This is a genomic window from Micromonospora sp. NBS 11-29 (assembly GCF_002140155.1).
GTDB lineage: Bacteria > Actinomycetota > Actinomycetes > Mycobacteriales > Micromonosporaceae > Micromonospora.
The window spans coordinates 97,320-99,773 of the sequence record NZ_NAPR01000002.1 but is presented as its reverse complement, the minus strand read 5'-3'; the positions used below and the strand labels follow the sequence as shown (position 1 = coordinate 99,773).

The following is a 2,454-nucleotide window of genomic DNA, read 5'->3' as shown; positions in this document are numbered from 1 at the left end:
GAGGTTCGCCGGCCCGTCCGGGCCGGCGAGAATGGGGTTGCGCATCGCGCCGGTGAACACCAGCGGCGCCGCGTGCGGCCAGACCAGGTCGGCCAGCCACGCGCACTCCTCCAGCGTGTCGGTGCCCTGGGTGACGACCGCGCCGGTCGCCCCGCCGTCGACCGCCTCGGCCGCCGCGTCCACCAGGTCGAGGATCTGCCGGTACGCGAGCGCGGCGCTGGGCACCGCCTCGACGTCGCGCACGTCGAGCGGGATGTCGGCGAGCCCGGGTACGGCGGTGGTGAGGTCGGCGCCGGTGAGGCGGGTGACCACTCCCCCGCCGTCGGCCCCGGCCATGGCGATGGTCCCGCCGAGGGTGAACAGGGCGATGCTCACGCTGGTGCCTCCCGTCGCGCACGGCCACGCCGACGCTGTCGGACCGGGTCAGGCCGACGGGCGAGCAGGAACGCCTGCCGCTGGCGCTCGGCGCCGATCGGTTCGCGGACCAGCGTGGCCCGCACGGGTAGCCCGGCGGCGGTGAGCTGCGCGGTCAGCCGCTCCGGTGGCAGCCAGTGCACGTCGAGGGCGACGGTGTGGCCGTACGCCTGCTCCCGCCGGTCGAGCCGGTCGCCGGCCTTCACGGCGAGCAGCAGGTGGCCGCCCGGGGCGAGCACCCGGTGGAAGCCGGTGAACACCTCGGGCAGCAGCTCCGGCGGCAGGTGGATGATCGAGTACCAGGAGACCAGCCCGGCCAGGGACGCGTCCGGCGCGGTCAGGTCCGTCATCGAGCCGACGTCGAAGCGCAGCTCCGGGTGGGTCCGGCGGGCCACCGCCACCATGCCGGGCGACAGGTCCACGCCGGCGATGTCGAGCCCGAGGCGGCGCAGGTGGGCGGTGACCCGGCCGGTGCCGCAGCCGACCTCCAGCACCGGTCGGCCGGGCCCGACCGTCTCGGCGAACGCGGTCAGCACGGCCCGGTCCAGCGGCGGTTCCACCACCTCGGGCAGCAGGCGCGCGTAGTCCACGGCCACGGTGTCGTAGGCGGCGCGGGTCTCGGTGAGCCAGCTCGGTTCGGTCACGCCCGGTGACTCTAGTTCGCGGTCGGGCCGTTCTCGGTGCGGATCCGCTCCAGGTGGGTCACGAACTCGCCGGGCCGCTCGAACAGCGACCGGTGCCCGGCGCGCGGGATNGCAGTCGGCCCGGCACCTCCTGCGCGCCGTCGACGAAGTAGGCCGGCACGGCGAGCTGCCGCACGTCGCGCCGGAAGTCGAGTTCCTGCAACCGGGGGTAGAGCACGTCCCAGCCGTCGAGGAAGCCGAAGACGTGCACCTTCTCCAGTGGACTGTATTCCGGCACACCCAGGTTGCCGACCGAGCCGGTCTCGTCCTCGCTCGCGCCGGACCGGTCGACCGGGAACGCCCCGGCCTCGTTGGTCAGCAACGCCTCGTACGCCCAGACGTCGCGGTAGGGCGGCGGACCCTGGGCGGTCATCCGGTCGGCGAGCGCCGTCCGGCCGGTGCGGCGGGCCCAGGCGATCGTGTCGGCGTACTGGCTGCGGTCGGCCTCGCGCAGGCTGACCACCTGCCCGACGCCCACATAGGTGGCGAACAGCTCGGGGTGCCGTCGCACGGCGAGCAGGCCCACGGTGGTGCCGCCGGAGTGCGCGACCAGGTGGATCCGGTGCCGGCCGAGCCGCTCGCGCAGGTGACGGGCGACCGCGACCAGATCGTCGACCTCGTCGTCGAGGCTCCAGTCGGCCGGGGCGCGGAACCCCGACCAGGAGTGTGGGGCACCGGCCCGGTCCCAGACCGCGACCACGAAGTGCTGTTCCAGGGCGGACAGGTGACGGCGGACCGCGCCGACTTCCGAGCCGCCGGGTGGGCCGGGCACCACCAGCAGCACGGGGGCGCGTGGGTCCGTGCCCCGGATCAGCAGGCCCAGGTCGCGCCCGGCGGAGTGAACGGTGTCGAACCGGGCGATTCCGCCGGGGATCGGGTCGGTGCGGCCCGGCACCGCCGCGCCGGCGGTGACCAGCGCGAGCAGCGCGGCGAGCAGGCCGACGCCGACCCGGCCCAGCCGGCGGGGCACCGGCCGGCGCGGCGGCACGGCGTCGAGGCGGCGGGCCAGGCCGGCGCCGTAGGCGGCGCCGACCAGCAGCGGCAGCGGCGCGAGCAGCCCGTGCACGCCCCGGCCGGCGAGCAGCGCCGCGACGCCGAGGCCGGTCAGGTGGGGACGGTCGACGGTGGGCCCGCGCAGGCGTAGCCGGACCAGCTCGACGGCGAGCGCGAAGAACACCGGCGCGACGAGCATGGCCCACCGGGAACGGCTCAGCCAGCCGGTGGCGAGGCCCACGGCGAGGCTCACCGCGACGGAGGCGAGCGCCGTGCCCACCGTGCCGGGGCCGCGTGGTGTCCACCAGCCGGCCACCACACCCCAGAGCAGCGGCACCCCCCACCCCAACACGACCCGCATCCG

Annotated in this window: 3 protein-coding genes; all 3 read right to left on the bottom strand. The window is 76.1% G+C overall.

Annotated elements, in window-relative coordinates; translation table 11 throughout:
* A partial coding sequence (locus tag B1205_RS30495) for an asparaginase domain-containing protein (RefSeq protein WP_254909600.1) occupies positions 1 to 375 on the bottom strand: 375 nt, incomplete at its 3' end.
* Positions 372 to 1,058 carry a class I SAM-dependent DNA methyltransferase gene (locus B1205_RS00445; RefSeq protein ID WP_089153799.1) on the bottom strand — a complete coding sequence of 229 codons (687 nt, stop codon included), beginning with the start codon at positions 1,056 to 1,058 and terminating at the stop codon, positions 372 to 374. The genes B1205_RS00445 and B1205_RS30495, both read right to left, overlap by 4 nt.
* Positions 1,059 to 1,116: 58 nt before the next feature.
* Positions 1,117 to 2,289 (bottom strand): alpha/beta fold hydrolase, encoded by a 1,173-nt coding sequence (locus tag B1205_RS00440; RefSeq protein ID WP_441338424.1) that lies wholly within the window; start codon positions 2,287 to 2,289, stop codon positions 1,117 to 1,119.
* Between the last annotated feature and the right edge of the window lie 165 nt (positions 2,290 to 2,454).